Source organism: Microbacterium songi (assembly GCF_042747925.1).
In the GTDB taxonomy this organism is placed as follows: domain Bacteria; phylum Actinomycetota; class Actinomycetes; order Actinomycetales; family Microbacteriaceae; genus Microbacterium.
Genome location: NZ_JBHZIE010000012.1, coordinates 1 through 23331 on the forward strand (window position 1 = coordinate 1; position 23331 = coordinate 23331).

Consider the following 23331-nt stretch of genomic DNA (forward strand, 5'->3'; position numbering starts at 1 on the left):
CCCCCCCCCCCCCCAGTCTCCCGTGGGCCTTTGGGGGGGGGCGCGCTGGCCGCCCCCCCCACCTCTACGCTCGACACACACCGCCCGCCCCGTTCGACGGAGAACACAGGATGACTGAGCTCACCCGGCCTGCCGCGCCCGCCGCCCACCCTCGTCCGGTCGTGGAGATGACCGACGTCTCGATCAGCTTCCCCGGTGTGAAGGCGCTCGACGGCGTCTCGTTCCGTATGTTCCCCGGCGAGGTCCATTCGCTGATGGGGGAGAACGGCGCGGGCAAGTCCACGCTGATCAAGGCGCTCACCGGGGTGTACCAGATCGACTCGGGATCGATCGTGCTCGACGGCGCGCCCGTGTCGTTCCGCGGTCCGGCGGATGCGCAGAACGCCGGCATCAGCACCGTCTACCAGGAGGTGAACCTCCTGCCGAACCTGTCGGTCGCCGAGAACATCATGCTGGGCCGCGAACCGCGTCGATTCGGGGCCATCGACGGTCGCCGCATGCGCAGGACCGCCAAGACGGTCCTCGAGGGGCTCGGTCTGGACGTCGACCCCGGTTCGCTCCTTGGCTCGCACTCGCTGGCCATTCAGCAGCTCATCGCGATCGCGCGCGCGATCAACATCGACGCGCGCGTGCTCATCCTCGACGAACCGACGTCGAGCCTCGACGCCGACGAAGTCGCCGAGCTCTTCCGCATCATCCGCTCGCTCAAGGACGACGGCGTGGCGATCCTCTTCGTGTCGCACTTCCTCGATCAGGTGTACGAGATCGCCGACCGTCTCACCGTCTTCCGCAACGGGCGCTTCGTCGGGGAGTACCTCACGCCCGATCTCCTGCGTATCGACCTCGTGCAGAAGATGATCGGCAAGGAGCTCACAACCCTGGAAGATCTCGAGCAGCGCGTGCAGGAGGCCGAGGCCGAGGGAGCGGATGCCACGGTCTTCGTCCGCGCGCGGGGCATCGGTCGTCGCGGGTCGGTGTCGCCGGTGGACATCACCATCCACGAGGGCGAGATCGTCGGCTTCGCGGGCCTGCTCGGTTCGGGCCGCACCGAGGTCGCGCGGCTGCTGGGCGGCATCGACCGGTCCGACGGCGGCCAGTTGACGCTCGCCGGCAAGCCCACGCGGCTGAGGACCCCGCGTCAGGCGCTCACGCGTCGGATCGCCTTCTCGAGCGAGAACCGGCGCTCCGAGGGCATCGTCGACGAGCTGACGGTGCGCGACAACATCGTGCTCGCCCTGCAGGCCGACCGGGGCTGGTTCCGCCCGATCCCGAAGAAGCGGCAGGACGAACTGGCCCAGAGCTACATTCAGGCGCTGAACATCCGCCCGGCGAACCCCGATGCGATCGTGCGGAACCTCTCGGGCGGCAACCAGCAGAAAGTGCTGCTCGCGCGCTGGCTGGCTGTCGCCCCGCGACTGCTGATCCTCGACGAACCGACCCGCGGCATCGACATCGGTGCGAAAGCCGAGATCCAGAAGCTGGTCTTCAGCCTGGCCGAGAACGGCATGAGCGTCGTCTACATCAGCGCCGAGCTCGAGGAGGTGCTGCGCCTGAGCCACCGCATCGTCGTGATGCGCGACCGGCAGAAAGTCGCCGACCTCGACAACGACGACCTCAGCGTCGACAGCCTGCTCGCCCTCATCGCCGACGGTGGGGCCGACGACGCGCCTGCCGGCACCCTCGTGTCATCTCCATCCGCCGACGACCGACCCGGAGCCCCCTCATGAGCACCGTCCTCGCCCGCACCTTCGCCAGTCGCCTTTTCTGGCCGATCGTCATGCTGCTCGCACTGTTCCTCATCAACGTGCTGGCCTTCCCCGGGTTCTTCTCGATCACCATCCGCGACGGCAACCTCTACGGCAGCCTGATCGACATCCTGCGCAACGGCGCTCCCACCTTGATCGTCGCGGTCGGCATGACGCTGGTGATCGCGACCCGGGGGATCGACCTCTCCGTGGGTGCGGTCTGCGCGATCTCCGGAGCCGTGGCCTGCAGCATCCTGCTGGGATCGTCCGACCCCACCAATCCCGGTACGGTCGCCGTGGCGATCGTGGTGGCGCTGGCGGTGGGTCTCGTCTGCGGGTTGTGGAACGGATTCCTCGTCTCGGTCTTCGGGATCCAGCCGATCATCGCCACCCTGATCCTCATGACAGCCGGGCGCGGCATCGCCATGCTCATCACCGAGGGTCAGATCCTCACGGTGAACAGCCCGCCGTTCAAGTCACTGGGCGCCGGGTTCTGGCTCGGGGTGCCGATCGCGGTCTTCATCGCCGCATTCATCTTCCTCGTGGCCGCCGTCCTCACCCGGCGTACGGCGCTCGGCATGCTCATCGAGGCCGTCGGCATCAACCCGGAGGCGAGCCGTCAGGCGGGCGTGCGCGCGCGGGGCCTGCTGTTCGCCGTCTACACCTTCGCCGCGGTCTGCGCCGCGGTGGCGGGACTCATCCTCACCGCCAACACGATGGCCGCCGACGCCAACAACACGGGCCTCTTCATCGAGCTCGACGCGATCCTCGCCGTCGTGATCGGCGGCACGTCGCTGGCCGGCGGGCGATACTCGCTGGCCGGCACCCTGGTGGGCGCGCTCGTGATCCAGACCCTCGTCACAACGGTCTACACCGTGGGCATCCCGCCGATCGCGACGATGGTGTTCAAGGCCGCGGTCGTCACGATCGTGTGCCTGCTGCAGTCGCCGACGACGAACGACGCGCTCGCCTCGTTCCGTCGCAAGCTCGCCCTGCGAGCCGGAAAGAAGAAGGAGGAGGTGGTGGCGGCATGAGCGCCGGCGCATTCTCCCCGCGGACGCCCGCGACCCCGCTGCAGCGCATCGGCGCGGGCATCCGCGACACGTTCACGAGTCCGAAGTACGGTCCGGTCCTGGTGACCGCCATCCTCTTCCTGGTCGTGTTCATCGGCGGCGGCGTCCGCTACCGCGGCTTCCTCACCGGTCAGGTGTTCCTGAACCTGTTCGTCGACAACGCCTACCTCATCGTGCTCGCCGTCGGGATGACGTTCGTGATCCTGACCGGCGGCATCGACCTGTCGGTGGGTGCGGTCGTGGCCCTCTCGACGATGATCGCGGCGAGCCTGCTGCAGGCCGGGTGGGCGCCCGCGGCGGTGATCCCCATCATCCTGATCTGCACAAGCGTGCTCGGCCTGCTCGTCGGTCTGATGATCCACTACTTCAAGGTCCAGCCCTTCATCGCGACGCTCGCCGCGATGTTCCTCGCGCGCGGCCTGTGCTACGTGATCAGCCAGAACTCGATCTCGATCACCGATCCGGGGTTCATCGCGCTCGCCGTCACACGCATCCCCCTCGGCGGCGGCCTCTCGATCACCCCGAGCGTCATCATCGTGGTCGTGGTCGTGGCGGTCGCGGTGTGGGTGCTGCACCAGACGCGACTCGGCCGCACGGTCTACGCGATCGGAGGCGGCGAGCAGAGCGGAATGCTGATGGGGCTTCCCGTGGCACGCACGAAGGTGCTCGTCTACGTGATCAGCGGATTCTGCTCGGGGCTCGCCGGAATCCTGTTCACCTTCTACACGCTGTCGGGGTATCCGCTCACCGCGATCGGCACCGAACTCGATGCCATCGCCGCGGTCGTGATCGGCGGCACCCTCCTCGCGGGCGGGTACGGCTTCGTGCTCGGATCCGTCCTCGGAGTGCTGGTGCTCGGCATCATCCAGACGATCATCACGTTCGAAGGAACGCTGTCGTCGTGGTGGACGAAGATCTTCATCGGCGCGCTGCTGCTCGTCTTCATCCTCCTGCAGCGGGTGCTCACCGCGCGCAGGCGATGAGGACAGATGCGGGCGTGGTCCATTCGGACCCCGCACCGGATGCCGTGATAATGGGTGATCAGGCGCGCACCGGCGCGCGCGGGGGGATGCGGCGGGGCAGGTGAGCAGCAACGGCGACCGCACGCGGGGAGCGACGATCTTCGACGTCGCACGCCTCGCGGGAGTCTCGCATCAGACCGTCTCGCGGGTGCTGAACGACCTTCCCAACGTCCGTCCCGCGACGCGGGAGCGGGTCGAGCAGGCGATCCGGCAGCTGCGCTACGTGCCGTCGCAGGCGGCACGGGCGCTGGTCACCCGCCGCTCGCGCACGATCGGCGTCGTGGCGACAGGCCTGCCCGACTACGGGCCCTCGAGCATCGTGCTGACGATCAACGAGTCGGCGCGGGACGCCGGGTACGCCGTGATCACGACGAGTATCGCGGATGCCGCGGGCCCGAGTCTGCGGTCGGCGGCGGAGCTGCTGATCCGGCAGAACGTCGAGGCCATCGTGCTCATCGCCGCGGAGCGCTCGGCACTCGATGCGTTCGACGGGTGGGAGCTGGGTGTGCCGCTGGTCGCGGTGGCGTCGGAGTCGCGCGGACGCGCGCTGCGGGTGACCATCGACCAGTACGGCGGCGCCCGCACCGCGGTCTCGCACCTCATCGAGCTCGGTCACCGCGACATCCGTCACATCGGCGGCCCCGCAGGATCCATGGATGCCGAAGAGCGTCTGCGGGGGTGGCGGGACCGGCTGATCGAAGAGGGACTGCCCATCGGGGAGCACACCCGGGGGGATTGGACACCCGACGCGGGGTTCGCCGCCGGCGAGGCGCTGCTGGAGGACGGTGTGCCGGGTGCGGTCTTCGTCGCGAACGACCAGATGGCGCTGGGGCTGCTGCATGCGCTGGGTGCCGCGGGCGTGCGCGTGCCTCAGGATGTGAGCGTCATCGGGTTCGACGACATCCCCGAGGCGGCGCACTTCTCGCCGCCGCTGACCACGATCGGTCAGGACTTCGTCGCCCTCGGGCGCGACGCCATGATCGCGGTGCTCGCCCTTCTGCAGGACGAGCAGGCGGGAGCCGTCCCGCCCGCGCCGCGTCCGCCTCGGCTCGTCGTGCGCGGCAGCACGCGCGCGGTCTGACGCGGCGACCGCGGGGGATCAGACCTCGTCGCGCCAGGAGTGCTGCGGATCGAAACCGAGCAGCCGGCGGGCCTTGTCGATCGAAAGCAGGGTCTCGTGCTCGCCGACACCGGCCTTGACGGGCACTTCGGGGAAGACCTCGGCGATCAGCTCGGCGTTCGGACGCGACATGACCGTGTCGGCCGCCGCGATGATGAACCGTTCGAACCCGGGGGGCGCCACCTCGAGAGCGCGCGCGATCGCCTGCGCACCGTCGCGAGCGTCGATGTAGCCCCAGAGATTCCACTTGCGGGCACGCGCGTCGGCGTCGAACGACGGGAATTCCGCGTAGTCCTCGGGCACCATCACGTTCGAGAAGCGGAGCGCGGTGATCGAGACATCCGGGTGCCAGCGCACGAGCTCGATCGCCATGGTCTCTTCGAGGTGCTTGACGAGCGAATACACGCTCTCCGGCCGCGCGGGGTATTCCTCGTCGACCGGGATGTAGGGCGGCGGTACGTCGAACGGGAGGCCGAGCACCGTCTCGCTCGACGCGTAGACGATCTTGCGGATGCCGAGGCGGATGGCCGCCCAGAACACGTTGAAGGTCGCCGGCATGTTGTTGTGGAACGTGGCGACGTCGGGACGGATGCCGGGAGCCGGGATCGCTCCGAGATGCACGAGGGCATCGAACCCGTCGTGCGTGTCGTTGACGGCGGTGAGGGCGTCCACCACCTGCCCGTAGTCGGTGAGGTCGACCTGCACGAAGTCGGCGGACCGTGTGCCGACCACGTCGAGACCGATGACCTCGTGGCCGGACGCCCGCAGTTCGCGGGCGACGACGGTGCCGAGTTTTCCTGATGATCCGGTGAGGGCGATGCGCATCGTGTCAGCCTGTCACGCATCGACGACGTCGAGGCCGCCCGCGGCGAGCCGTCGCAGACGCTCCCGGGCGAAGTCCTGCGCGCGCGGTCCGCTGCCGAGCGCTCTGCCGGTGACGGCGAGTACCAGGCGGGTGAGCGTCACCACGGGGAACGGCGAACGCCGGATGCCGAGCAGTCGGCGGTACCGTGCGGGGATGGTGGCCACGGCGCTGGCGAAGAGCAACCGGTACGCGATGTTCATCGATCCCTCGAAGGGCGGTCGCCGCAGGAAGCTCACGACGTCCGCGACCCGATGCTCGTCGCCGATGTCGCCGCGCAGCACTCCGCGGGCGAGGAGGTCGTCGATGCGCGCCCGCATGTCGGCGGCGGTCTGCGGCGGTTCGGCGAGGCGCATGAGCCGTCCGGCCGTGGCCCAGTCCTTCACGTAGGCGTCGGGACCGCCCGGGATGGGCGCGCCCCATGCCTCGTGGCAGGTGAGGAACGAGTCGGTGAAGGCGATGTGCACCCATTCGACGAGGTCCGAGTCCGAGGCGCTGTACGACGAGGGGGTCCCGTCGCCGGCTCGATAGTCGCCCGTCACCCGCGTGTGGAAGCGCGCCACCCGCGCCGTCTCGCGTTCGGCCTGCGCCTGCGAGCCGAACGTGACGCAGATGATCCATCGCACGGTTCCGCTCAGGCGTCCCAGGGGGTCTTCCCGGTACCGCGACCAGTCGTGCACTCCGGCGAGGGCTCCGGGATGCAGCGCCTGCATGAGCAGGGCGCGGATGCCGGCGACCATCGTCGCGGTGCCCGCATGGACCGTCCACGCGGGCCCGTCCTCGAGGAAGAGCCCGGTGTCATCGCCGTCGGCGAGCTCGAGCACCCAGGGTGGTGTGCCGTCCGGGTCACCGGCGAGGGCGGTCAGCAGGCGTGCGCGCAGTGGGAGCGTGGTCATGACGGCATCGGGAGCCGCCGGCGCGGGAGAACGGGCATGATTCCAGCGTCGCACGCCCCACCGGGGCGAGGGTCGTGGCCCGCAGATCGCTCCTTCTCGCGGGATCGCCCCAGAGGGCGGCGCGACCGCCGAGCGCCCTGAGGTCATGCCACCGCGGGCAGGCGGACCACTAGCCTGAGCACGATGAGCGCAGCCGGTGCGGAACACGCTCCCCGGGTCGGGGTGCGGGATGTCGCGCGCCTGGCGGGGGTGTCGACGCAGACGGTCTCCCGTGTCATCAACGATGTGCCGAACGTGCGCGAAGACACGCGACAGCGCGTGCGCGAGGCCATGGCGACCCTCGACTACCGGGTCAACAACGCCGCCCGCTCGCTCGGGACGCGCACGACGCGCACGATCGGCGTCATCGCCTCGGATTCGACCCTGTACGGACCGTCGGTCGGGATCGCGGCCGTCGAGGCCGCTGCGCGCGCCGCGGGGCGCTGGGTGGCGACGGTGTACGCCGACGCGGGCGACGAGGCGTCGGTGCGGTCAGCGGTCGACCACCTCCGCGCCCAGGGGGTGGACGGGGTCATCCTGATCGCGCCCCACATCCGCACGCAGCGCATCGTGGCCGACGCAGGACTCCGGGTGCCGCTGGCCGCTCTGCACGAGGGCTCGGGCGCGCAGCGGCAGGCGGACGGCGTCGCGCTGGTGGTCGGCCACCTCGCCGATCTGGGCCACCGCGTGATCGCCCGGGTCGGCGGTCCCGGTGACTGGTGGGACGAGCGAGCGCGCGCGACAGGGTTCGAGTCCGCTCTCCGTGCGCGCGGTCTGGAGACCGGTCCGCAGTGGGCAGGGGACTGGTCGGCCGATTCCGGAGCCGCCGCCGCCCCCCGCGTGGCCGCCGCCGTGCGCGCTCCGGGCGGTCCGACGGCCGTCGTCGTCGCGAACGATCAGATGGCGCTCGGACTGATCGCCGGGCTGGAAGCGGCCGGTGTCGACGTGCCCGACGACGTCAGCGTGGCGGGCTTCGACGACAATCCGGATGCCGCGTACTACCGTCCCGCGCTCACCACGGTGCGCCTCGACATCGCCGGCGAGGCCGCGCGCGTCGTGGCGGCGGTGCTGGCCGTCGACGCGCCGACCCAGGGTCCACCGTCGGTCGTACCGCCCGTGCTGGCGGTGCGGGATTCGACCGCCCCTCTGGGCGCCGCGCGGCCCTGACCCGACATCCTCCTGGCGGGGCGCTTCGCCCCGGCTCCCCAGGTGCCGGGTCCCGGATGACTGCTCGCTGTGACGACACGCCGGTGAGTGTGACCGCCGGACGACGCACCGCCACGCTGAGCAGAGCTGAGGGACGCGGTCGGCCACGAGCCGGCCTGATCGGCGCCCCGCCCGGACCCGACGTGGATGGCGGCAACCCCGTGTTACCGGTAACATGGGGAGGACGCACCGAGACCGATGGAGGACTCCCGTGACCGACGACGAGACGACCGGGCCCCTCGCGGCCGCGAACGGCGAAGCATCCGTGTCGGCTGTCGGCTCCGCGGGTACGGCGCGGGCGGCGATCCTCGCCGGCCGGACGGCTCTGGGCATCGAACTCGGTTCGACCCGCATCAAGGCGTGCCTGATCGACCGCGACACCGCCGAGGTGCTGGCGGTCGGCGGCCACGCGTGGGAGAACGCCTTCGTCGACCGGGTCTGGACCTACTCGCTCGACGACGCCCGATCGGGGCTGCAGGCCGCCTACGCCGCACTCGTGGCCGACGTCGAGGCTCGACACGGCGTGCGCCCGACGACCTTCGGGGCGATCGGCGTCTCGGCGATGATGCACGGCTACCTGGCGTTCGACGACGCGGGCGAGCTGCTCGTGCCGTTCCGCACGTGGCGCAACACCACGACCGGCGCCGCCTCCGCCGAGCTGTCCGACCTGTTCGGCGCCACCATCCCGCTGCGCTGGTCGATCGCCCACCTGCACCAGGCGGTCCTCGACGGCGAGGAGCACGTCCCGCGGGTCTCGTTCCTCACGACGCTGGCCGGGTACGTGCACGGGCAGCTCACGGGCCGCACCGCGATCGGCGTGGGCGACGCATCCGGCATGTTCCCGATCGACGCCGCGACGCGGGCGTACGACGAGCGGATGCTGCGAGCCTACGACCGCCTCGTCGGCGATCGCCTGCCCGCTCCGATCGTCGAGCTGCTGCCGGAAGTGCTGCTCGCGGGTCAGGACGCCGGTGCGCTGACGGCCGCCGGCGCGGCCCTCCTCGACCCCTCCGGGGCGCTGCAGCCCGGTGTGCCGTTCTGCCCGCCCGAGGGTGATGCGGGCACGGGCATGGTCGCGACGAACTCCGTCGCCCCGCGCACCGGCAACGTCAGCGCCGGCACCAGCATCTTCGCGATGGTGGTGCTCGAATCCCCGCTGGCACGGGTGCACGACGAGCTGGACCTGGTGACGACCCCCGCCGGCGATCCGGTGGCGATGGTGCACTGCAACAACGGCGCGAGCGAGCTGGCGGCCTGGGCCGGTATGTTCGGGCAGTTCGCGGCGGCCGCGGGCGCCCCGCTGGACGGCGACGGCGTCTTCGACATCCTCTTCGCCGCGGCGCTCGACGGTGACGCGGACGCGGGCGGGCTCCTCGCGTACAACCACCTGGCGGGGGAGCCGATCGCCGGTCTCGCGGAAGGGCGGCCGTTGTTCGTCCGCACGCCCGACAGCAGGCTGACTCTTGCGAACTTCGTCCGCTCCCAGCTCTACGGCGTCTTCGCCACCCTCAGCCTCGGCATGCGCGTGCTCGCCGCCGAGGACGTCGCGCTCGAGAAGATGTACGCGCACGGCGGGCTGTTCCGCACCGCCGGCGTCGCACAGAGGATGCTCGCGGGTGCACTCGCCGCTCCCGTGGCCGTGGCGGCCACGGCGTCGGAGGGCGGGGCGTGGGGCGTCGCGGTGCTCGCGGCCTACCTCGATTCGGCCGGCGAGCTCGACCTGAGCGACTACCTGACGCAGCGCGTCTTCGCCACGGCCGAGATCGCCGTGGTCGACCCCGACCCGGCCGACGTCGCCGGTTTCGCCGGCTACCTCGACCGATACCGTGCGGGCCTCGCGGTCGAACGCGCCGCCGTCGTCGCCCTCTGAGCACGTCTCGTCTCACTTCGCTCGCTCCACGACCGGAAAGCTGAAAACCATGACCCGTACGCCCCTGTCCACATCCCTCGACGGTTATGAGGTCTGGTTCGTCACCGGCAGCCAGAACCTCTACGGCGAGGAGACGCTCGCCCAGGTGGCCGAGCAGTCCCGCGCGGTGGTCGAGGGTCTCGGAGGGCTCCCGGTGAAGGTCGTGTGGAAGCCGGTGCTGAAGGATTCCGACAGCATCCGCCGCCTCGCCCTCGAGGTGAACGCCCGGGACGACGTCATCGGCGTCATCGCCTGGATGCACACCTTCAGTCCGGCCAAGATGTGGATCGCCGGGCTCGACGCCCTGCAGAAGCCCCTCCTGCATCTGCACACGCAGGCGAACGTCGAGCTGCCGTGGGCCGACATCGACTTCGATTTCATGAACCTCAATCAGGCCGCCCACGGTGACCGCGAGTTCGGCTACATCCAGACGCGTCTCGGGGTCGCGCGGAAGACCGTCGTCGGGCACGTGTCGAATCCGGCCGTCCAGCGGCAGATCGAGGACTGGCAGCGCGCCGCCGCCGGGTGGACCGCGTCGCGCACGCTCAAGCTCGCACGCTTCGGCGACAACATGCGCTACGTCGCCGTCACCGAGGGCGACAAGACCGAGGCCGAGCTGCGGTTCGGCGTGCAGGTCAACACGTGGGGGGTGAACGAGCTCGTCGAGGCGGTGCAGAACGCCACGGATGCCGAGATCGATGCGCTCGTGGAGGAATACGTCGCCTCCTACGACGTCGCGCACGAGCTGCTGCCGGGGGCTGAGCGCCATCAGAGCGTGCGCGACGGGGCGGCCATCGAGCTCGGCCTGAGGTCGTTCCTGGAAGAGGGCGGCTTCGGCGCCTTCACCACGAGCTTCGAGGACCTCGGAGCGCTCACCCAGCTGCCCGGGCTGGCCGTGCAGCGGCTGATGGCCGAGGGCTACGGCTTCGGCGCCGAAGGTGATTGGAAGACAGCGATCCTGGTGCGCGTGGCCAACGTGATGGGCTCGGGACTTCCCGGCGGCGCCAGCTTGATGGAGGACTACACCTACGATCTGGTGCCGGGAGGGGAGCGGATCCTGGGAGCCCATATGCTGGAGGTGTCGCCCTCGCTGACCACGGCGAAGCCGCGCCTCGAAGTGCATGCGCTCGGTATCGGCGGAAAGCAGGATCCGGTGCGGCTCGTCTTCACCGCCGACCCCGGGCCCGCTCTCGTCGTCGCGATGAGCGACATGCGCGACCGGTTCCGCCTCGTGGCGAACGTGGTCGAGAACGTCGAGGCGCCCGATCTTCCGAAGCTGCCGGTCGGTCGCGCGGTGTGGAAGCCCGCGCCGGATTTCGCGACGAGCGCGGCCTGCTGGCTCGAAGCCGGTGCGGCACACCATACGGTGATGACGACGGCCGTCGGCATCGATGTGTTCCGGGACTTCGCCGAGATCGCGCGCACGGAGCTCGTGGTCATCGATGAGGACACGACCGTGCGCGACTTCCGTCGCGAGCTGCGGTGGAATCAGGCCTACTACCGTCTCGCCCAGGGCCTCTGACTCAGGCGAGCCACCCACTTCTCCAGAAAGGCCGACCCATGGCGCACACTCCGCTCTCGGGCACCCAGCACTCTCTTCGAGCCGGCGGCTACGAGGCCGTCATCGCGAGCGTCGGGGCGTCGCTGCGCTCGCTGACGTACGAGGGCCGCAACCTGACGGTGCCGTTCGACGCCGACGAGGTGCGACCGAACTTCCGGGGCGCGACGCTCGCCCCCTGGCCGAACCGCATCATCGACGGACGGTACGTCTTCGGCGGGGTGGAACGTCAGCTCGCACTCACCGAGCCGCGGCGATCGCATGCGCTGCACGGCCTGGCGGGGTGGCTGGAGTTCGAGGCGATCGACAAGGGCGCGTCGCACGTCACGCTCGCCGCCGTGATCGAGCCGCAGATCGGCTACCCGTGGCGGGTGACGGTCACCACGACGTTCGCCCTGAACTCCGAGGGCCTCACGCAGACCGTCATCGCGACGAACGACAGCCGCGAATCCGTCCCCTGGGGGACATCGGCGCACCCGTATCTGAGCGCGGGGGAGTCGGCGCTGGATTCGTGGAGCCTCGAGCTGCCGGCATCCGACGTCCTCGCCGTGGCCGGGGAGCGGCTGCTTCCTGACGGCCTCGGTGGGGTAGACGACTCCGACCCCGAGCGCTTCGACTTCCGCCGGGCGCGTCCTCTGGGCGCCGTCGAGATCGACCACGCCTACACGGGCCTCCTCCCCGACGCCGACGGTCTCACGACGGTACGGGTGACGGATGCCGCGGGCCGAGGCGTCGCGATCATCTGGGATGCGGCATGCCCCTGGGTGCAGGTGCACACGGCCGATCAGCCGGACGGCCCGTCGAATCCGAACCACCGCATCGGCCTGGCGGTCGAGCCGATGACGTGCGCTCCCGACGCGTTCAACGCTGATGCCTATCCCTACGACACCGGGCTGATCGTGATCGAGCCCGGCGGGACGTCCACCGCGCACTGGCGGATCGTCGCGATCGCCTGATCCCTCATCGACCGTCGGGACTCAGTGTCCGTGCTCGACGAAGACGATGTCGTGCCCGCCGTGATCGGGTGCATTCCGGCCGGCCTCGGTGGATCCGAGCGCGGGCGTGACCACCGCGGCGACGACGGTCGCGGCGACGAGCAGACCGAGAATTCCCACGTGGCGGTCCGCGCGGACGCGCCCGCTGCGGACCGCGACCGCGCAGGAGATGCCGCACGCGATCAGAAGAGCGGATGCCGCGGCCACGGCCAGGATGCTCGTACGCTCGGGATCGATCACGAGAGCGGCGGTGCTCAGGACGATCCCTGCGAGAGCAGCGGCGACACCCACGCGAGGAACGATGACTCGCCCTCGCGTGAGTGCCACTGCCCCCCAGGCCAGCCCGCCGATGCCGAGACTCACGAGGGATGCGCCGGTCACCCCCGACCATGCGCCCCATCCCACCCCCGTGAGGAGCCCGGCGCCGAGTGCGAGCTGGAGGAGTGCGGCGCCCCATGCGACCAGTGCCGGCCACGACGCGGTCCAGCGGACCCCATTCATCGTGAGGGCGTCCTGGGCCGCGACGACCGTGTTCCGCGGAGTGACGGATGCCGAGGCATCCGTCACCGTCGCGGAGAGCACCGGGGCGCCGAAGGTCATCAGACCGTCCGGCCCTCGGATGTGCGCAGGACGCGGTCGGCGGCCAGGCCCGTGCCCAGCAGCACGATGGCGCTGGCGAGGTGCAGGAAGTGGTCGGGCGTGTTGAGGGCGAGCACGTTCAGGTCGGTGCCGACGAGGAAGAACCCGACGACGCCGAGCAGCAGGTAGACCGCTCCGATGAGCGAGTTCACGGTCTTGGCGGCGACGACCGACGACAGGCCGGCGATCAGCAGGGCGGCGCCGATGAGCAGGTGCGCGATGTTGTGCAGCGGATTGACCTCGAAGATTCCGAGCAGCAGCCCGCCCTCGGTGGCGATGAAGCTGACGCCGCTGGTGACGGCGAAGCCGAGAGCGCCGACGAGCAGGTAGACCGCGCCGAAGATCGTGGCGACGAGGCGATTGGGTGACTGACGCATGTGCGACCTCCGTGAGTGCTCGCGGCCGGTGCCGCGATACGGGTACTTCGGAGTCGCAGGGGGAACGGATGGGACGGTCCACCGTGCGGGGCCGGCGCCGAGGGCGCCCCGGCGCAATGCCAGAAGGCCCCCGAGTACTCTCAGAGGCCCACCGGATGTCCGGCCGCCAGGCCGGGGTCGCGCTCGGATCCGCGGCAGGATCGATCCTCGATCTGATCGGCCCGGATCCGAATGTCGTGCTCCCGCGGCCTCCTTGCCGCGGTCTGCATCTGATCACACACTACGCGGACGGAGCGCTGTCCGGGGTGGGGTTGCGCGCGGGGTTCCGGGTCGCTAATGACGGCCGACGTTGTTCCGCGTCGGCCGCGAGGTTCTTCCGCTCGTGCGCCTGCGCTGCCAGACTCGGCCCATGCGCTTCGAGACCACGCTGCTGGCCATGGGCAACAACACCGGCATCGAGGTGAGTCCGGAGCAGATCGAGGAATTGGGCGCAGGGAAGCGGCCGGCCCTCGCTGTCGTCGTGAACGGGTTCGCGTACCGCAGCACGGTCGGCGTGATGGCGGGGAGGTTCCTGATCCCGTTCTCGTCCGACAAGCGGGCGGCCACGGGGTTGTCGGGCGGAGACGCGATCACCGTCGACATCGAGGTCGACACGGCCCCGCGCACGGTGGAGATACCCGATGACCTCGCTGCGGCGCTCGCAGACGCCGGCGCACGGCCCGCTTTCGACGCGCTCTCGCCGAGCAAGGCCAAAGCACACGTGACCAGCGTCACCTCCGCGAAGGCAGAAGACACGCGAGCGCGTCGCATCGCGGCGGTCGTGGCATCCGTCACCGTGTGAGCATTCAGCCGCGACACACTCAGGAAACACACAGAAAACGTTTCTTGCCCCTAACATGAGCGGCATGAACTCTCTGCAGACTCCCTCGCCGATCAGCGCGGACATGTATCAACTCAGCCCCGGTCATTTCATCGTCGGCCTCATCGTCTACATCGTGCTGGTCATCGCCTATTGGAGGATCTTCACGAAGGCCGGCGTCCCCGGCTGGCTGTCGATCATCCCCTTCGTGAACATGTACTTCCTGGTGAAGATCGCCGGTATGAACGGGTGGCTGTTCCTGCTGCTGATCATCCCGATCGTGAACGTCGTGTTCAGCGTGATCCTCGCGATCAAACTCGGTGCCGCGTTCGGCAAGGGTGCGGTGTTCTCGGTCGTCCTGCTCTGGCTGTTCTCCCTCATCGGATACCTCATCCTCGGCTTCGGATCGGCCGAGTACCGCAAGTCCGTCGCCGCCTGAACCTGGCATCGCTCTCGAATGCCCGCCGGAGACGGCGGGCCTTCGTCGTTCCGGGGGACTCCGGGCGAGCGGCCTGCACGGTAATCTCGAGGTGAGGGAACGGGGTGCGAATGGGTAAGTCCTCGGATGCTGTCGCCGAGGGAGTCTCGATCGCCTCCTCCGCCGCACGACTCGTCGTGCGCAACCACATCCTGGTGGAGACCATCGCCCAGGGTGGACAGTTCGATCGGGAGCAGGTCGCGGACTTCACTCGCGAGACACTGCAGTCGCTGGCGTCGGAGCAGGAACACGCCGCGGCACTGGTGAAGAAGCAGCGCAAGCGGGCGTGGGGCAAGTTCACCGACTCGGACGGCACTCATGACTATCGCGATCGCGACATGCGGAACCTCCGCAAGCGTTACCGGCAGTATGTGCGCGTCGCCGCGAAGCTGCGCGAGATGGCGGACGACCCGGAGACTGTCGGAGCGATCGTCGAAGAAGCGCGGGATGCCGCGTGGGGCGACGTGGAGCAGAATCTGCAGCGTCGCCTCCGCGTGGAGGGGATGACCGCGGACTCGGATCCGGACTACGCCCGGATGCGCACCGCCCGCATGCAGGCGCTGCGGCTGGTTGACCTGCAGCGTCTGGCGGCACACCAGCGGAGCACCGGCAGGGTGCCCAAGAAGAAGCACTGACGCGGGGAAGCAGGCGTGACGGGGTTCCCGCCGATTTCGCGACCACGCGCGGGATGGGCTATTCTGGTCGCTGGCCCGCGCGCCGTTTCGCGCGTGGGTTTTGCGCCCGTAGCTCAATGGATAGAGCATCTGACTACGGATCAGAAGGTTGGGAGTTCGAGTCTCTTCGGGCGCACACTGTGTTGAGACAGTAACAGCAGAAAACCCGCGGAATTCCGCGGGTTTTCTGTGTTAACGGGTGCAGGCCCTGTGACCCCCTCAAGACAACGAAATGTACCCCTATGTGTGCACGCATGTGTGCACTAGAAGAGTTCTGCGGGCACGCTCGATGGGCAGGATCACAGCCATAGCGTGGCGAATCTCCCGCCGGCGCGGCCGGTAAGCGCGACGCGCCGCCTCACATCAGCTACATCTCCAACATGCACACAGACACATGTGTGCACTACGAGTAGTCTGCGGGCATGCCCAAGAGGCGGGACCATGGCCAGGGCGCGCTTTACGAACTGAAAGCGCGCGGACTGTGGCGCGGCGTCGTCGACAACGGCTACACGCCCGACGGGCGCCGACGGCAGCAGTACGTGCACGCCAAGACGCGCGAAGACTGCGCGAAGAAGCTTCGCCGACTCATGCAGGAGATCGCCGAGCACGGCGGACCGCTGGACCATCACACCCGGGTGTCCGAGCTCGCGGACCTCTGGCTCGCCGATGCGGGGGACCGTTTGAAGCCCAAGACCATGCAGGGCTACCGCTCCCACATCGCCACAAACATCGTCCCTCTCCTCGGCAACCGCATCGTCGCCGACCTGAAGCCATCCGACGTCCGGCGTCTGCACAGTGCGGTTTTCGCCCGCAAGGTCGGACCAGCGACCGTCGCCGGCGCTCACCGTACGTTGTCCGCGCTCCTCAGCTACGCCGTGGACGAAGGACTCATCTCGCGCAACGTCGCCGAATCGGTCGACATGCCCAAGCAGGCCCCCAGCCACAGGGACTCGCTCACCCGCGCCGAAGCCGAAGCGCTGCTCTCCGCCGGCGACCCCCGATGGACGCTCGCCCTGCTCTCCGGCGCGCGCGATGGCGAGATCCGGGCGTTGCGCACCTCGGACTTGGATCTGGAGAGGGGCATCGCGCACATCTCTTGGAGCCTGGCCGAAGTCACCTCTCGGCACGGCTGCGGCGGTACCTGCGGGCACGTGCGCGCCGGGACGTGTCCACAGCGTGTCCTTGACATCGCCCCCAACCTCGAAGCTCGCGAACTGGAGGGCCGGTGGGTCGCGGTGCGACCGAAGTCCTCGCAGCCACGGCACGCGCCGCTCACGCCCGAGGTGGTCAGCCTGCTGCGCGCACACCTGGATGCTGCGGACGGCGCGAATCCGCACGATCTCGTCTGGCACCGCGCCGACGGCAAGCCGCTGTCCAACACCGACAGCAACATCGCGTTCCGCGCCGCTCTCGAGGGCGCCGGCATCGACCGACCCGCGACCGTGCACTGGCTGCGGCACACCTATACGACGATGGCTGAGCATGCTGGCATCCCGTGGGTCGTGTACTCACGGATCTCCGGACACGGGTCCGAGGACATCTCCCGCCGGTACACGCACCAGCTCGAGCAGGAATCGCAGGATGGAGTCGCCACACTCGAATCGTTCCTGCGGACGAGTTAGAGAGTCGGCAGGTGCTCAGGATGAGTCGGCAGCGCCTCCACGAACCGCTGCAACTCGGAGATCAGATACAGCGGCTTGGAGCCGGAGAAGTGCGGAACGACGTCACCTAATCGCACGTGCTGGCGCAGCCGCGAGGGGCTGATACCGAGGATCTCGGCCGCGGTTACGTGGTCGACGGAGACGCGGTCGCGGATTGCGGTGACCATCAGCCCGTCACCCTACCCATCGACCCGTCGACCGGCGACGTAGGCCATGCCTTCGAGGCGTCCGGCGTCGCGGGCTTTGCTGATCCAGTCCGCGGCGGTGCGGTGGGGGATGCCCATCTCGTTCTGCACAGCTTGGGTGGGGGGTAGGCCGGAGAGGGCAGCGACGCCGTAGACGATCTCGACGGCGTCCATGCGGGCTTCGGTGTTCTTCCGCTGACGCAGCTGCGCGACGATGAACGGTGGGAGGATCCGGTCTGCGGAGAGGGCGAACTCGCTGGCTTTGACCCAGTGGCCATCGTCGAGCGCGTCGAAGGTGATGCACTCGGGGGCGGACGCTTTCAGCACGTCCGCGGTGCGAGCGAGCCGCAACCGGACAGCGTTGACTTCTTCGCCGGGTCGGGCGCGGAAGGTCGCTTCGGCGATCACGTAGCGGCCGTCAGCAGGGGAGTAGTGCACTTCGATGCTCGTGTCGAAGGGAACGTCGAGTTGTCCGGTGGCGGTGGCACGGAACTGCGGCACGATCCGTAGTCCGGTTCCGATCGGCAGAGTGGCATCACGGGTTCGGATCTTGGAGCCGGTGAGGGTTCGCACGTCGACTTTCACCTCCCTAGTGTTGCGTAACCAAGCCACAGCCTTACATGTCTAAGGGTGGCACAGATATTCGTGGTGCGAAAGGTTGGAGCTGCCACGTCCTAGGCTCAGCCTCATGCGTGGGGTGCGAAGTGCGGTGGTCTTGATCGTGGTGGGTTTGCTGGTGGGGTGCGCACCTGAATCCCCGGCCGGTTCCGCGACGTCGTCCACGCCTGTTGCGGCCGCGCAGGTGAGATTCGCGTCCGTGGTCGACGGCGACACGATCGAGACCAGCGAGGGCACCGTGCGAATCATTGGAGTCGATGCGCCTGAGCGCGGCGCATGCGGGTACGCGGAAGCGTCGGTTTTCGTCGCCTCTCTGCTGAGCGAGGGCGATCCCATCATCCTGACTTTTCCCGACGGGCAGTACGACGAGGACCGGCACGGCAGGATGCTCCGCTACGTCGACACCGAACAGGGTGTGGATGTCGGGTTGTCGATACTGGCGGCCGGTCTTGGCATCGCCCGGTATGACTCGACGGATGGTTACCCCTCCCACCCCCGCGAGGCGGACTACCACGCCGCGCAGATCGCGACATCCGACGCCGCGGGGGCCGTTACGACCGTCGCTTGCAAGGCCGCGGCTGACGCAGCAGAGCAGGCGAGGATCGCAGCAGAACAACAGGCCGCAGAAGTGCCGGTCCCGGCGCCGGTGGCCGAGGAGTGGTGGCGGCAGTACACGTCGTGCACGAAGCTCAAGAACAACGCCCACGGAAACCCCACCGGCCCCTTCTCACGGGACAACCCCTCAGAGGCCGCGATCTACGACTGGTTCGCCAACGGCACAGGCAACAACGGCGACGGCGAAGGCGACGGCCTCGCCTGCGAGTGAGAGCCAGCACCCTCCCGACTGTTCCGGCGGTTCGAACTTCCCGCGATCCGGCCACCGCAGCGCGCTGCACCATGCCGTACCTACGCCATCAGTGAAGCCCGCCTCATGCGCCGGCGCAGGACATGCAAGATCCACACGGTGCAAAGGAGGAGGTAGCGGCGTTTGAGGGCCGCCAACTACGCCCTGGCGTCGACCCATCAACGTGGCGGATGGCAAGACACTCTCGTTTCGTACCCGATAGAGATCTCCATCTGGTTTCTTGCCTGACAGAGGACCCCCATCTGACACGGCGAGCAAGATCGCGCGTGCGTGGTTTGAAGGCCCCTCTGGGGTGAGGTGTAGGCCGTTCATACAAAACAACGGAGCATGTAGGAGCGGTAGATTCAGCACGTGGACGACGGCGCGGACGAGACGGTTCCGGCACTCCTGACGGCTGGGCTGTTGTTGCTCGCCATCGGGCTTTTTTAAGCGCCCCAAAAGATCCGTGGACGGCTCAGGTAGCTCTACGTTTCAGGCTGCCGCGCACGACGTCGGGCGGCAGCGATGTTGCTTCCGATGATCATGACGATCACGGGAATCCAGCAAGAAACGACGATGAACGCACCACCCAAGCCACTGCCCGAAATATAAGCAGTCATCAGCGCGCCAGCTGTGGTCAGGAACGTCCCCGCGCCGTAAAGTTGCCGGCCTCGCTCGGTCTGTCCAACAGGTGACAGCCACGCAGGATACTTCGCGTTCGGGTGCGCACGGCAATAAGCGACGATCGAAGCGATGCACAGGGCCTGTCCCAGCAGAGCCAGAAGTAAGGTCCATATCCAGGTCACTCGACCATGCAACCATCAATCGAGTCGTCATTTGGATGCCGAGGGCGTCCACGTCCGAAAGACGATCGGCTTGCCGGGAACGCGTGCTCTCCATTTAGACGTGTGTTTGTGAGAAGCTCTGACCGCGGCTAGGCGAATCGCGAAGTGGTGCGTGGTTTTCGCTGCGCTCGTGTTCCTCGGAATCGGGGTGCTGAGCCTCATCGTGGGAGTCGGTCTCTCGAGCCTGATCTACTTCGCCGTGAGCGCAGCTTCATTCTGGCTCGCGTGGCGATGGTTTCGACCTACCGACCGCAGTCCGGGACACGTTCCAGCGCAGCAGCGAGGCGAGTACCCCAACCAAACCCACTAACATCTGACGTCTCAACGGGCTCACACTGCGTTCTTCTCAAGACCATCGGTCTGCGCATCGGCGGTTGTGGAGCCTATCGTCGGTGCAGTCTTCGTGTCTCGCGATTCGAACAGCCTCACCGATCAGACCGTCGCTAGCTAGCGTCTTGATCTGTCCGTGGTTGTATCAACGAGATCGGCACTCCCCTCCTGAGCGTTAGCGCCGGCCTGACGCTGCCGAAAGAAGGGGAAGCAATGACGCGCATCGATATGTCCGGAGATGGACGTTCCGATCTCATGGTGACGAGCCCTTGGGGGTTGGGTGTGGTCGGCTGGGACGGCGGCGGCCTCGCCGCGACTTCCATGAGCCAGAACGGCAGCCGCATCGGCGAATGGCTGCTCGACACGTCTGTGAACCGAGTGCAGCTCGTCGGCGACTTCGACGCCGACGGACGGCATGAAGCGCTCATGTCGAGCCCGTGGGGTATCGGCGTCGCGGCGTTCGCCGGTGGCGCGACGACCACCAGGGCGATGGCGCAGAACGGGACGCGGCTCGGCGGCTGGATCGTCGACACCTCCCACAACCGGTTCCTTCACGCCGCGGACGCGGATGGCGACGGCCGTGCCGAGGTGGTCGTCACGAGCCCCTGGGGCATCGGCCTGCTCGGGCTTCGCGGCGGCGCCCTGACTTCTTTGACGCTCGCTCCGAATGGCACGCGCCTGGGGGAGTGGCTGCTCAACACTGGCGACAACTGGATCCCCGCTGTCGGGGACCTCAACGGCGACGGACGCGCGGAGCTCGTCATCACGAGCCCGTGGGGACTCGGCATCCTTCGCTTCGACGGAACCTCGTTCGTGTCGATCGTCATGGCGCCAAACGGCACGGTTTTCGGGTCCTGGACGCTCAACACGGCCACGGACCGGGTCGAGGCGGTCGCCGACCTCGACGGCGACGGGCAGGCGGAACTCGTCATCTCGGGTCCGCCGGGCCTGGTCGTTCTCGGGCTGTCCGGCGCGACCCTCGCGCAGAAAGCCTTTGTGGCCGATGGCGCATCCGCCGGAGCATGGACGGTCGACGCAGCGCACAATGCGTTCGTTGGGGACGGCGACGTCGACGGAGACGGCAAGCACGAGCTCATCGTCACCAGTGACTGGGGAATCGGCGTTCTCGCTCTCCGTGATGGCGCGCTGACCTCGCTGCTCGCGCAGGCGAACGGCTCGCGACTCGGCGGCTGGAACCTCAACACGCGAGACAACCGCTTCGGGCCGGCGATGGATGTTGATGGCGACGGTCGTGACGAGCTCGTCGTGACGAGCCCATGGGGCATAGGCATACTGCGCCTCGCTGGAGCGGCCGGTGACGCGCTTATGCTTGCCCCCAACGGCACCCGCTTCGGGGGCTGGAGTCTCAACACTGCCGACAACGACTGGCTGTCTGGACACGCGCACGCGTGGGGTGTTTTCCTCCACCATCCGCAGTGGGGTGGAGCTGTCGCACAGACCGAGCAAGTGCTCGCGACACGCGGCTACGCGATCCTAGATACGAACACCGCATCGGTGGGCATCGAGCTGATCAACCGTCTTGCCCGAGTAGTGCGGCCAGCCGACCGCGTTTTCGTCTACCTCGCCGGACACGGCGCGGCCGGCCGGAGCTCAACGGGCGATCACACCACTGCGTCGGCGTTCTTCCACTACATCGAGTTTGAGAGCGGCGGGCTCCGCCTCACCGACATCGCACCTGCGTTCTCGCTCATGGGCGACAAGAGCGTGGATCTCGCGGTGTTCGACGGAAGCTGTGACGGCGGCGAGACAGTGATCGCAGCAACCGGCGAACGCTACCTCGCCGTCGCGACAACGGGCGTGTACGCCCCGGGACTCACCGACACGCCGAGCCCGGGCAATGTGTTGCAGAAGTTCGGGCAGCCCAACACGTACGGCATGTGGTGGTCGCGGTCCGACACCGTGAGCATGATGACGGGCGAGGCGCCGCACCGCTTTTACCAGAAGATGTACCGCAACGATGACACGGAGATCGCACGCTGGTCGCTGTTCTATAAGACCGCCATCAACTTCTATCCCGCCGTCGCGGGCTCATGGGATCTGGTCACGCGCAACTGCTACCTCTTCGAATACGTGTTCGCCGAACTCTTCAACGACCCCGCTCCGATCGACGAGGTGAAGAACTTCAAGGCGGCCGCGAAGATCGGACTGACCGACTACCTCACCTCGATGCAGGCGGACTACGACGGCTTCGCGCCGACGGTCACGGCGCTGCGAAACATCCTGGCGAACGGAGCACTCGTGGATCGAGCGGCGGATGTCTACGCCAGCGCCTTCCCGCGGGCCTGGCAGACGACCACCGGGCTCTTCGATTGGAACGTCGACACGTCACCCGCCAAGCTGGTCGACGGCGACACGGTGTGGCTTGTACCGTCGGCCTTCCCTGGCGCGGACGGTTTTCGCTTGCTCGTGGCTGAGTGCCTCCGGCGCATCGCCGATCTCGAGGTGTCGTGGGGAACGCAGAAACAGCGACTCATCGAGCTCGACCGCAAGGTCGCTCGTGACCGCTTCTTCGAAAAAATCGTGAACATCGACTCGATCCGGATGAGCGCGACCCTTAACGAGCAGCTTCGGAAGGGCGAATTCGACAGGTTCACCGACATCCGCACGGCTACGCTCGTCTCTCAATTGCGCGCAGTCGAGCCCGTGGAAGTCGTGCCGCAGCTGGAGGTCGAGATCGACAGTCCGCTCAAGGGCCTCGTCGGGCTAAAGCGCAGGGCGCTGCTCGAGGGCCACGCGAGGAGGCTCGTGCCGGAGGGGATTGTGGCCAACAAAGCGGCCGCACGGGCGATCGATGACGCGCTCAAGGTCGAAAAGCTCGACACGTCGCTGGTCAGCTCGGTGTTCCGCGAATCGATGACGGACATCTTCACGAAAATGTTCCCCGATCGGAGCGTCGCCGAAATTGTCGCCGACATCCGTGCCACCGAGACGACGCAGTGGGTCTCGCTCGGCCAGCTCCACTACTACCTGACGATCGTGGAAGAGGCAGTGTCGAAGGTGTCGGAGACGGGCGCCCAGCGGGGCGGCCTCACCGCGTTCTGAGCGGATGTCACTTAGGACGTCCCCAGATCTAGTCCGTGGTGAGCTCGGCCGCCGGCGCGATGGCATCGGGGGATCGGCTACTGCGAATCGAAGTCAGGGCGTACTTCAGCGACGTCTGCGAGTTCTTCCTGGAGTCGGCCGTACAGCTCGCGGCCCCGCTCGATCCATCCCAGCGGCGAGGGGTCAGTCTCCTGACGGTTCTGCCGCTCCGAATTCCAGTCGTGCAGATCCGACGCGAGCTGCGGACTGAGGTGTAGCTCGTCGGCAGTGAGTGTGTACTGGTCGGTGAACGATTCCCACAAGGGCCAGTCGCGTCCCCAATCTGGGAACAGT

The 23331-nt window shown here is 68.1% G+C and carries 22 protein-coding genes and 1 tRNA gene; 15 read left to right on the plus strand and 8 right to left on the minus strand.

From position 1 onward, the window contains the following. The first annotated feature begins 110 nt into the window (after positions 1 to 110). The 4 genes from ACFM35_RS15370 to ACFM35_RS15385 all read left to right on the plus strand — a co-directional run bounded on the left by ACFM35_RS15370 (position 111) and on the right by ACFM35_RS15385 (position 4921). Positions 111 to 1727 (plus strand): sugar ABC transporter ATP-binding protein, encoded by a 1617-nt coding sequence (locus tag ACFM35_RS15370; protein ID WP_378843639.1) that lies wholly within the window; start codon positions 111 to 113, stop codon positions 1725 to 1727. Next, on the plus strand, positions 1724 to 2779 hold the full coding sequence (locus ACFM35_RS15375) for an ABC transporter permease (protein WP_378843641.1): 1056 nt from the start codon (positions 1724 to 1726) through the stop codon (positions 2777 to 2779). Before ACFM35_RS15370 ends, ACFM35_RS15375 begins: the two co-directional genes overlap by 4 nt. Next, positions 2776 to 3801 (plus strand): galactofuranose ABC transporter, permease protein YjfF, encoded by a 1026-nt coding sequence (gene yjfF / locus ACFM35_RS15380; RefSeq protein WP_378843643.1) that lies wholly within the window; start codon positions 2776 to 2778, stop codon positions 3799 to 3801. The genes ACFM35_RS15375 and yjfF overlap by 4 nt, the downstream gene beginning before the upstream one ends. Positions 3802 to 3901: 100 nt before the next feature. Further along, a complete protein-coding gene (locus tag ACFM35_RS15385) occupies positions 3902 to 4921 on the plus strand; it encodes a LacI family DNA-binding transcriptional regulator (protein WP_378843645.1) in 1020 nt (339 codons plus the stop codon). Between the two features lie 18 nt (positions 4922 to 4939). Here the strand turns inward: ACFM35_RS15385 and ACFM35_RS15390 are convergent, their stop codons facing one another. Further along, on the minus strand, positions 4940 to 5785 hold the full coding sequence (locus ACFM35_RS15390; protein WP_378843647.1) for an NAD-dependent epimerase/dehydratase family protein: 846 nt from the start codon (positions 5783 to 5785) through the stop codon (positions 4940 to 4942). 12 nt (positions 5786 to 5797) lie between these two features. After that, entirely contained in the window at positions 5798 to 6718 is a 921-nt protein-coding gene (locus ACFM35_RS15395) for an oxygenase MpaB family protein (RefSeq protein ID WP_378843649.1), read from the minus strand. Positions 6719 to 6901: 183 nt separating this feature from the next. Here ACFM35_RS15395 and ACFM35_RS15400 point away from each other — a divergent pair, with 183 nt between their 5' ends. The 4 genes from ACFM35_RS15400 to ACFM35_RS15415 all read left to right on the plus strand — a co-directional run bounded on the left by ACFM35_RS15400 (position 6902) and on the right by ACFM35_RS15415 (position 12386). Continuing rightward, the gene (locus ACFM35_RS15400) at positions 6902 to 7924 is read left to right on the plus strand and encodes a LacI family DNA-binding transcriptional regulator (RefSeq protein ID WP_378843651.1); all 1023 of its coding nucleotides are present in this window, start codon (positions 6902 to 6904) and stop codon (positions 7922 to 7924) included. 304 nt (positions 7925 to 8228) lie between these two features. Further along, positions 8229 to 9833, plus strand: a complete 1605-nt coding sequence (locus ACFM35_RS15405) for an FGGY-family carbohydrate kinase (protein WP_378843682.1) — start codon at positions 8229 to 8231, stop codon at positions 9831 to 9833. A gap of 49 nt (positions 9834 to 9882) precedes the next feature. After that, positions 9883 to 11394, plus strand: a complete 1512-nt coding sequence (araA, locus tag ACFM35_RS15410; RefSeq protein ID WP_378843654.1) for an L-arabinose isomerase — start codon at positions 9883 to 9885, stop codon at positions 11392 to 11394. 38 nt (positions 11395 to 11432) lie between these two features. Beyond that, complete coding sequence (locus tag ACFM35_RS15415) at positions 11433 to 12386, plus strand: aldose 1-epimerase family protein (protein WP_378843656.1); 954 nt, start codon at positions 11433 to 11435, stop codon at positions 12384 to 12386. Between the two features lie 21 nt (positions 12387 to 12407). Here the strand turns inward: ACFM35_RS15415 and ACFM35_RS15420 are convergent, their stop codons facing one another. Next, positions 12408 to 13025 (minus strand): hypothetical protein, encoded by a 618-nt coding sequence (locus ACFM35_RS15420; protein ID WP_378843658.1) that lies wholly within the window; start codon positions 13023 to 13025, stop codon positions 12408 to 12410. Next, entirely contained in the window at positions 13025 to 13441 is a 417-nt protein-coding gene (locus ACFM35_RS15425; RefSeq protein WP_378843660.1) for a DUF4383 domain-containing protein, read from the minus strand. The genes ACFM35_RS15420 and ACFM35_RS15425 overlap by 1 nt, the downstream gene beginning before the upstream one ends. Positions 13442 to 13850: 409 nt before the next feature. Between ACFM35_RS15425 and ACFM35_RS15430 the strand changes: the two genes are divergently transcribed. The 5 genes from ACFM35_RS15430 to ACFM35_RS15450 all read left to right on the plus strand — a co-directional run bounded on the left by ACFM35_RS15430 (position 13851) and on the right by ACFM35_RS15450 (position 17074). Then, positions 13851 to 14282, plus strand: coding sequence for a YdeI/OmpD-associated family protein (locus tag ACFM35_RS15430; protein WP_378843662.1), 432 nt, complete (start codon positions 13851 to 13853; stop codon positions 14280 to 14282). Between the two features lie 64 nt (positions 14283 to 14346). Continuing rightward, positions 14347 to 14739, plus strand: a complete 393-nt coding sequence (locus ACFM35_RS15435) for a DUF5684 domain-containing protein (protein ID WP_378843664.1) — start codon at positions 14347 to 14349, stop codon at positions 14737 to 14739. A 110-nt stretch (positions 14740 to 14849) separates the two neighbouring features. After that, the gene (locus tag ACFM35_RS15440; protein WP_378843666.1) at positions 14850 to 15413 is read left to right on the plus strand and encodes an asparagine synthase; all 564 of its coding nucleotides are present in this window, start codon (positions 14850 to 14852) and stop codon (positions 15411 to 15413) included. 102 nt (positions 15414 to 15515) lie between these two features. Then, positions 15516 to 15588, plus strand: a tRNA-Arg gene (locus ACFM35_RS15445). 286 nt (positions 15589 to 15874) lie between these two features. Beyond that, positions 15875 to 17074: a tyrosine-type recombinase/integrase gene (locus ACFM35_RS15450; protein ID WP_378843668.1), complete on the plus strand. Its 1200-nt coding sequence runs from the start codon at positions 15875 to 15877 to the stop codon at positions 17072 to 17074. Here the strand turns inward: ACFM35_RS15450 and ACFM35_RS15455 are convergent. Further along, a complete protein-coding gene (locus ACFM35_RS15455; protein ID WP_378843670.1) occupies positions 17071 to 17280 on the minus strand; it encodes a helix-turn-helix domain-containing protein in 210 nt (69 codons plus the stop codon). The two genes, ACFM35_RS15450 and ACFM35_RS15455, sit on opposite strands and share 4 nt — an antisense overlap. 12 nt (positions 17281 to 17292) lie before the next feature. Continuing rightward, positions 17293 to 17883, minus strand: coding sequence for a hypothetical protein (locus ACFM35_RS15460; RefSeq protein ID WP_378843672.1), 591 nt, complete (start codon positions 17881 to 17883; stop codon positions 17293 to 17295). A 103-nt stretch (positions 17884 to 17986) separates the two neighbouring features. On the opposite strand from ACFM35_RS15460, the gene ACFM35_RS15465 reads away from it, so the two are divergent. Beyond that, entirely contained in the window at positions 17987 to 18742 is a 756-nt protein-coding gene (locus ACFM35_RS15465; RefSeq protein WP_378843674.1) for a thermonuclease family protein, read from the plus strand. A gap of 503 nt (positions 18743 to 19245) precedes the next feature. Here ACFM35_RS15465 and ACFM35_RS15470 read toward each other — a convergent pair. Next, the gene (locus tag ACFM35_RS15470) at positions 19246 to 19566 is read right to left on the minus strand and encodes a hypothetical protein (protein WP_378843676.1); all 321 of its coding nucleotides are present in this window, start codon (positions 19564 to 19566) and stop codon (positions 19246 to 19248) included. Positions 19567 to 20148: 582 nt separating this feature from the next. On the opposite strand from ACFM35_RS15470, the gene ACFM35_RS15475 reads away from it, so the two are divergent. Further along, positions 20149 to 22998, plus strand: a complete 2850-nt coding sequence (locus ACFM35_RS15475; protein WP_378843678.1) for an FG-GAP repeat domain-containing protein — start codon at positions 20149 to 20151, stop codon at positions 22996 to 22998. A 77-nt stretch (positions 22999 to 23075) separates the two neighbouring features. On the opposite strand, the gene ACFM35_RS15480 is transcribed toward ACFM35_RS15475, so the two are convergent. Continuing rightward, on the minus strand, positions 23076 to 23331 hold a 256-nt coding region (locus ACFM35_RS15480), incomplete at its 5' end, for a hypothetical protein (protein ID WP_378843680.1).

Bases quoted from the DNA above. Each gene is read 5' to 3' on its own strand.
- ACFM35_RS15370 (WP_378843639.1), top strand. From the start codon at position 111: ATGACTGAGCTCACCCGGCCTGCCGCGCCCGCCGCCCACCCTCGTCCG.
- ACFM35_RS15375 (WP_378843641.1), top strand. From the start codon at position 1,724: ATGAGCACCGTCCTCGCCCGCACCTTCGCCAGTCGCCTTTTCTGGCCG.
- yjfF (WP_378843643.1), top strand. From the start codon at position 2,776: ATGAGCGCCGGCGCATTCTCCCCGCGGACGCCCGCGACCCCGCTGCAG.
- ACFM35_RS15390 (WP_378843647.1), bottom strand. From the start codon at position 5,785: ATGCGCATCGCCCTCACCGGATCATCAGGAAAACTCGGCACCGTCGTC.
- ACFM35_RS15395 (WP_378843649.1), bottom strand. From the start codon at position 6,718: ATGACCACGCTCCCACTGCGCGCACGCCTGCTGACCGCCCTCGCCGGT.
- ACFM35_RS15400 (WP_378843651.1), top strand. From the start codon at position 6,902: ATGAGCGCAGCCGGTGCGGAACACGCTCCCCGGGTCGGGGTGCGGGAT.
- araA (WP_378843654.1), top strand. From the start codon at position 9,883: ATGACCCGTACGCCCCTGTCCACATCCCTCGACGGTTATGAGGTCTGG.
- ACFM35_RS15415 (WP_378843656.1), top strand. From the start codon at position 11,433: ATGGCGCACACTCCGCTCTCGGGCACCCAGCACTCTCTTCGAGCCGGC.
- ACFM35_RS15420 (WP_378843658.1), bottom strand. From the start codon at position 13,025: ATGACCTTCGGCGCCCCGGTGCTCTCCGCGACGGTGACGGATGCCTCG.
- ACFM35_RS15425 (WP_378843660.1), bottom strand. From the start codon at position 13,441: ATGCGTCAGTCACCCAATCGCCTCGTCGCCACGATCTTCGGCGCGGTC.
- ACFM35_RS15430 (WP_378843662.1), top strand. From the start codon at position 13,851: ATGCGCTTCGAGACCACGCTGCTGGCCATGGGCAACAACACCGGCATC.
- ACFM35_RS15435 (WP_378843664.1), top strand. From the start codon at position 14,347: ATGAACTCTCTGCAGACTCCCTCGCCGATCAGCGCGGACATGTATCAA.
- ACFM35_RS15440 (WP_378843666.1), top strand. From the start codon at position 14,850: ATGGGTAAGTCCTCGGATGCTGTCGCCGAGGGAGTCTCGATCGCCTCC.
- ACFM35_RS15450 (WP_378843668.1), top strand. From the start codon at position 15,875: ATGCCCAAGAGGCGGGACCATGGCCAGGGCGCGCTTTACGAACTGAAA.
- ACFM35_RS15455 (WP_378843670.1), bottom strand. From the start codon at position 17,280: ATGGTCACCGCAATCCGCGACCGCGTCTCCGTCGACCACGTAACCGCG.
- ACFM35_RS15465 (WP_378843674.1), top strand. From the start codon at position 17,987: ATGCGTGGGGTGCGAAGTGCGGTGGTCTTGATCGTGGTGGGTTTGCTG.
- ACFM35_RS15475 (WP_378843678.1), top strand. From the start codon at position 20,149: ATGACGCGCATCGATATGTCCGGAGATGGACGTTCCGATCTCATGGTG.